Origin of the sequence: Streptomyces silaceus (assembly GCF_001419745.1) — a bacterium.
GTDB classification, from domain to species: Bacteria; Actinomycetota; Actinomycetes; order Streptomycetales; family Streptomycetaceae; genus Streptomyces; species Streptomyces silaceus.
The window spans coordinates 1-5,264 of the sequence record NZ_LIRJ01000652.1 but is presented as its reverse complement, the minus strand read 5'-3'; the positions used below and the strand labels follow the sequence as shown (position 1 = coordinate 5,264).

The 5,264-nt window shown below is 75.3% G+C and carries 7 protein-coding genes and 1 pseudogene; 4 read left to right on the top strand and 4 right to left on the bottom strand.

Annotation, left to right across the window (positions count from 1 at the left end):
• Positions 1 to 678: pseudogene (locus AOK22_RS38290) on the bottom strand (dihydroxyacetone kinase subunit DhaK); the annotation flags it as partial.
• 2 nt (positions 679 to 680) lie between these two features.
• The coding region (locus AOK22_RS43565) for a dihydroxyacetone kinase subunit DhaK (RefSeq protein ID WP_244165277.1) at positions 681 to 962 on the bottom strand (282 nt) is incomplete at its 3' end.
• Positions 963 to 1,264: 302 nt separating this feature from the next.
• Here AOK22_RS43565 and AOK22_RS38285 point away from each other — a divergent pair.
• The 3 genes from AOK22_RS38285 to AOK22_RS41735 are packed head-to-tail and all read left to right on the top strand — an operon-like array spanning position 1,265 to position 3,086.
• The gene (locus AOK22_RS38285) at positions 1,265 to 2,062 is read left to right on the top strand and encodes a helix-turn-helix domain-containing protein (protein WP_079037110.1); all 798 of its coding nucleotides are present in this window, start codon (positions 1,265 to 1,267) and stop codon (positions 2,060 to 2,062) included.
• Between the two features lie 35 nt (positions 2,063 to 2,097).
• Positions 2,098 to 2,937 (top strand): MFS transporter, encoded by an 840-nt coding sequence (locus tag AOK22_RS41740; protein ID WP_055703246.1) that lies wholly within the window; start codon positions 2,098 to 2,100, stop codon positions 2,935 to 2,937.
• Complete coding sequence (locus tag AOK22_RS41735; RefSeq protein WP_157872428.1) at positions 2,910 to 3,086, top strand: hypothetical protein; 177 nt, start codon at positions 2,910 to 2,912, stop codon at positions 3,084 to 3,086. The genes AOK22_RS41740 and AOK22_RS41735 overlap by 28 nt, the downstream gene beginning before the upstream one ends.
• Here the strand turns inward: AOK22_RS41735 and AOK22_RS38275 are convergent.
• Both AOK22_RS38275 and AOK22_RS38270 read right to left on the bottom strand, forming a co-directional pair.
• Positions 3,043 to 4,053, bottom strand: coding sequence for an alpha/beta fold hydrolase (locus AOK22_RS38275; RefSeq protein WP_055703245.1), 1,011 nt, complete (start codon positions 4,051 to 4,053; stop codon positions 3,043 to 3,045). The two genes, AOK22_RS41735 and AOK22_RS38275, sit on opposite strands and share 44 nt — an antisense overlap.
• 129 nt (positions 4,054 to 4,182) lie before the next feature.
• Positions 4,183 to 4,554: a DUF488 domain-containing protein gene (locus tag AOK22_RS38270; RefSeq protein WP_055703244.1), complete on the bottom strand. Its 372-nt coding sequence runs from the start codon at positions 4,552 to 4,554 to the stop codon at positions 4,183 to 4,185.
• 239 nt (positions 4,555 to 4,793) lie between these two features.
• On the opposite strand from AOK22_RS38270, the gene AOK22_RS38265 reads away from it, so the two are divergent.
• Positions 4,794 to 5,264, top strand: a 471-nt coding sequence (locus AOK22_RS38265; protein ID WP_157872427.1) for a phosphatase PAP2 family protein, incomplete at its 3' end; no start/stop codon positions are given.

The window sequence follows — 5,264 nt, the reverse complement described above, 5'->3', positions numbered from 1 at the left end:
GGGCAGGACGAGCGGGGTCCGGGTGGGGGCCAGCCACAGGTCGGCCCAGCCGTCCTCCAGCCGGGTGAGGGTGAGGGAGAAGCCGGCCATGTCCAGGGCCGCGGTGAAGGTGCCGGGGACGGTGAGGACCGGCCGGATGCCGCGGGCGGTGAGCTCGTCGTGCAGCAGGACGCCGATGGCGTTCAGCTCCAGCTCGGTGGTGGCGCCCAGGCCGTTGACGAGGGCGAGCACCTCGCCGGGCCCGTCGGGCAGGGCGTCGAGCAGGTCGTCGGTCATGCGCCGGACCAGGTCGCCGACGGCCGGGCGGGCGATGGTGCGGGTGCCGCGCTCGCCGTGGATGCCGACGCCGTAGTCGAGGGTCCCCTCGTCCAGCGTGAACGCGGGGTTCAGCGTGGTGGGCGAGGTCTGCGCGCGGGCGGCGACGGCGATGCTGCGGGAGCGGGCCACGACGCGCCGTCCCAGGTCGGCGAGTTCCTCCAGCGTCGCCCCCTGGTCGGCGGCCGCGCCCAGGAGCTTCTCGACGACGACGGTGGCCGCGGTGCCCCGTCGGCCGGTCGCGGCGTCCGCGCTGTCGGTGGCCAGGTCGTCGTCGACCAGGACGGTGGCGACGGGAATCCCGTCGTGGCGCAGGCGCTCCGCCGCGATCTGGAAGTTGATCACGTCGCCCGTGTAGTTCTTNNGGCGGCCGCCGCGCTCGCCTCGTAGATCTGCCGGTTGTGCGGGGAGGCGAAGACCTCGCCGGGACAGACGGCGTCGAGGCCGCCGCGCCCCAGGAGCCCGGTGTGCAGCGGCTCGTGGCCGGAGCCGCCGCCCGAGACCAGGGCGACGGTGCGGGCCGGGTCCGCGTCGCGCGCCCGCAGGTACAGCGGGCTCGCGTTCACCTCGATCATGCCGGAGTGCGTGAGGGCCAGACCGCGGGCGGCGGTCAGCACGGGGTCGGTCTCCGGCAGGAAGTGGCTCATCGGGATCTCCGTGGGTGTGCGGCTGACGGACGTGCGCACCGGGCGGCGTACGACGTGTACGGGCCGTCGAGGCGCGGCTGACCTGGCCACCCGTGGGTCTCGAGGACCGTGGCGGGCGGCGGCGGGCCCACCATGACCGCCCGCCGCGCCCCAAGGTCGGCACGCCCGGCTACCGGCACTCCCGAGTTCCGGTAGCCGTTCCCGTGTGCGAGGCTGACACCCTGCCCCGGCCCGGGCGGCGATCCGCGAAGGGCGCGCGGCACTCTCCGTACGACCGCCCCATCTTTGCGAGGTCTTTACTGTTGCTGGACGCGCGACGCGAGGACCTCGGGCGGATGCTGCGCGCCTGGCGGATGGCGCGGGACCCCGGTCTGCTGCCCGGTCCCGTCCCCTTCCGCGGCCACCGCAGCTATCTCACCCAGCTCGACATGGCCCTGCTGCTCGGCGTCTCCGAGCGCTGGTACCGCGCTCTGGAGCGGGGCGAGGACCGCACGTACGCGCGCGAGATGATCGCGGGCGTGGTGCGGATCCTGGACCTCTCGCCCCGGCAGGCCACCGCCCTCTACCGCGGCACCGGCCACCAGCCGCCCCGGCACCGGGCCGGCGGCGCCCGCCCCGACGCGGCACTGCTGGATCTGCTGCACCAGCAGCGCCGGGTCAGCTGGATCTGCGACCAGGCCTGGGACGTGGTGGCGGCCAACACCGTGGCGGCGCGGCACTGCCCCTGGCTGATGCACCCGGAGACGAACACCATGACGTGGGCGTTCTCCGCCGAGGCGCGCTATCAGCTGCGCGAGTGGGACACCAAGTGGGCCGTTCCGCTGCTGGGGCAGCTGCGGCTGGCGTGGCAGCGGTGGCCGGACAACGAGCGGCTGGACGAGGTGGTGCGCACCGTGCGCCGCGAGCCGGGCGTCGCCGAGCTGTGGGAGGACACGACCGGCGTGCGGGGCGACGCCGACGACGCGGCGCGCCCGATGTACTTCCCGCTGGTCGCGCCGGACCCGCTCGACGTGCGCGTGGCGACGTACGGCCGCTTCGGCGACACCGCGCTGCGCTGGGTCGTCCTCAGCCCGGTGGACCCGTCGGTCGTCTTCCCTTGAGGGCCCGGCGGGACACGTCCTGCGACACATCCCTGGTGAACATCCCGATCGGCGTCCTGGCGTTCGCGCTCTCCCTGCGGATCGTGCCGGCCGACCCGCCCAAGAGCGAACGGTCCGCCACCCCGCTGGACTTCGTCGGCCTCGCGCTGCTCGGCCCCGCCTTCGCCGTGCTCACCTTCGCGCTCTCGCGGGCCGGCGAGGACGCCGGGTTCGGCAGCGCGCCAGTGATCGTGGCGCGGGTGCTCGGCGCCGTCCTGCTCGTCGGATACGGCGCCCAGGCCGTACGAGTTGGCGCCAAGGCCCTCATCGGTCTCGGCCTGTTCCGCAGCCGCAGCTTCTCCGCGAGCGTCACGGTCATGGGACTCACCGGCGTCATGCTCTTCTCGATGCTGTTCCTCGTCCCCCTGTACCAGCAGGAGGTGCGCGGCCACGGCGTCCTCGCGGCCGGTCTGCTGCTCGCCCCGCTCGGCGTCGGCTCGTTCCTCGCCATGCCGGTCGCCGGGCGCCTGAGCCACAAGGTCGGGGCCAAGCGGCTCGCCCCGCTCGGCGCCTTCGTCATCGCCGTGAGCTCCCTGGCGTACACCCAGGCGGGCGCCACGACGAGCGAAGTCCTGCTCGGCGCCTGCGCGTTCACCACCGGTGTGGGCCTCGGCTTCATCGGCGCGCCCACCATGGACTCGCTGGACCGGACCCTGCCCGGCGAGTCCGTCGCGCAGGGCACCTCGGCGCTCTACATCATCAACCAGCTCGGCGCCTCGCTCGGCATCGCCGTCGTCGCCCTGCTGCTCCAGCGCCAGGCCGACAGCGGCCACAGCCCGGTGGAGTCCTTCCGACCACCTCCTGGTGGGTGCTCGGGGCGGCCGTCGCCGTGCTGATCGCCGGCTGGTTCCTGCCCGGCAGGCCGGACCCCGCCCCGGCCGCCGCCGAGGAGCAGGGCGGCGCCGCGCAGGACGACGCGGAGAGCGCCGTCGCCGCCCGGGTCAGCCCGGCAGCCCCGCGAGCCACCCCGTCAGGATCCGGTTGACCTCGGCGGGCCGTTCCTGCTGGACCCAGTGGCCGCAGCCGTCGAGGAGATGGGCGGCGCTCAGGGCCGGCAGGGTCCGGGGGAACGCCTTGATCGCGTCGGCCAGCCACGTCGTGGAGGCGTCCAGGGCGCCGCCGACGAACAGGGACGGCCGCGTGAGCGGGGCGCCCTCGAAGCGGGGCGTGAGATCGGCCCAGTCGCGGTCCATGCAGCGGTAGCGGTTGAGCGCGCCGGTCAGGCCGGTCCGCTCGAACTCCCCTGCGTAGACGTCCAGATCGGCCGGGTCGAGCCAACCGGGCAGGCGGCCCGTGGGGAAGTGTTCCCGCAGGGTGCCGCCCGGTCCCGTGACGTGCGGGGCGGGGGCGTCGGGGCCGGGCATGGTGTCCCCGGACAGCGCGGCGTAGAACCCGGCGAGCCAGCCGCGTACGTCGGGCTCGATCTCGGCCTCGGCCCGGCCGGGTTCCTGGAAGTAGGAGACGTAGAACTCGCCGCCCGCGCTGCCGTCCCCTCCCCCGCCCATCCGCGCGAAGACCTCGCCGGGGCGCGGTCCGCCCGGCGGCGTGTAGGGGACGCCCAGCAGGGCGGCCGCGCGGAAGACGTCCGGCCTGACCAGCGCGGAGTGCGCGGCGATCGTCGCACCCCAGTCGTGGCCGACGACCACCGCGCTCTCCTCGCCGAGCGCCCGCACCACGGCGGCGTTGTCCTCGACCAGGTCGAGCATCCGGTAGGCCGCCACGTCGTCAGGACCGCTGGACCGGCCGTAGCCGCGTACGTCGACGGCGACCGCGCGGTAGCCCGCGGACGCCAGGGCGGGCAACTGGTGGCGCCAGGAGTACCAGGTCTCGGGGAAGCCGTGCACCAGCAGGACCAGGGGGCCCGTGCCCTGTTCCACCGCGTGGATCCGCCCCGCGGGCGAGGGGATCAGGCGGTGGGTGCGGTCGGCTGCGGCAGATGAGGTCGCGGGCATGGCCCCTCCTGGTGTGCTCGGGTGGCGGCTGCGGCCTCGAGCATGCGGCCCGGCGCGCGACGCGGGCCACGTCTGTTGCCGTTCCGGCAAATCGGCGACGGCGCGCGGTCCGCCGTCGGTGTCGCGCGGTCAGCCGCCGGTCAGGACGTCCACCAGGACGCGTACATGGCCGTGCGGGAGGTCCTTGGTGGCGGTGAGCAGGGTGAGGCGGCCGGTACGGGCGAGGTCGCGGAGCCGGTCGAGTTCCGCGACACGGCCGGGGGCCGCGAGCTCCTGCCGGTAGCGCTCGGCGAACTCCTCGAAGAGGGCCGGGTCGTGGCCGTACCAGCGGCGCAGCTCGTTCGAGGGCGCGACCTCCTTGTCCCACGACTCCAGGTCGGCCCGCTCCTTGGAGACGCCGCGCGGCCAGAGCCGGTCGATGAGGACGCGGGCGCCGTCGTCCGGCGCCGCGGGGTCGTAGACGCGCTTGACCCGGATGTCCGGGGAACGACTTGTCGTCATGTCGGCATTCTCCGGCGCGATGCCCGTACCGCGCGTCCGCGGGCCCCACGTCCACGTGACCGTGCCACACGTCCACGTGCTCGCGCCTTCCGGGACGAGTGTGCGGGATCTCCTGGCGGGCTTCCGCTCGGTCGCCCGGCCGCGCCCCGTGACCCGTTCGGGCCAGCAGCGCGGGCCGCCGCCCGTCTGCCCTGGTCCAGTGAGGCCATGACGGGACGGATCGGCAGGATCGACCGACGGTGGTTCGAACGGGTGGCGGCGGCGCGGCTGCCCGGCTGGCCGGCGGTCCGACCGCGCGGCGGGCGGCCGGACGCGGGGTGGCCGCTCTCGCGCTGGCCTCGCTGACCACGAACGCGGTCGCCAAGTACGCGGTGCGCCGGCACCGCCCGGCGCTCGACGCCGTGCCGCTGGTGAGGCGCCTGACGAAGGCGCCGTGGACCTCGTCGTTCCCCTCCGGGCACTCGGCGTCCGCGGCGGCGTTCGCCACGGGCGTGGCCCTGGAGTCGACCCGCTACGGCGCCCTCGTCGCGCCGGTCGCCGCGGCCGTGGCGTTCTCGCGGGTGTACGTGGGCGTCCACTACCCCGGCGACGTCCTGGCGGGCTGCGCGCTCGGCGTGGCGGCCGCCGCGGTGACCTGTCACTGGTGGCCGCCGCGCCCCTCGCCCGCCCGGACCGAGCACACCCGCGTCGCGGCGCCCGCGCTGCCCGAG

Coding starts and splice junctions, on each gene's coding strand:
- AOK22_RS38275 (WP_055703245.1), bottom strand. CDS start 4,053: ATGCCCGCGACCTCATCTGCCGCAGCCGACCGCACCCACCGCCTGATC.
- AOK22_RS38270 (WP_055703244.1), bottom strand. CDS start 4,554: ATGACGACAAGTCGTTCCCCGGACATCCGGGTCAAGCGCGTCTACGAC.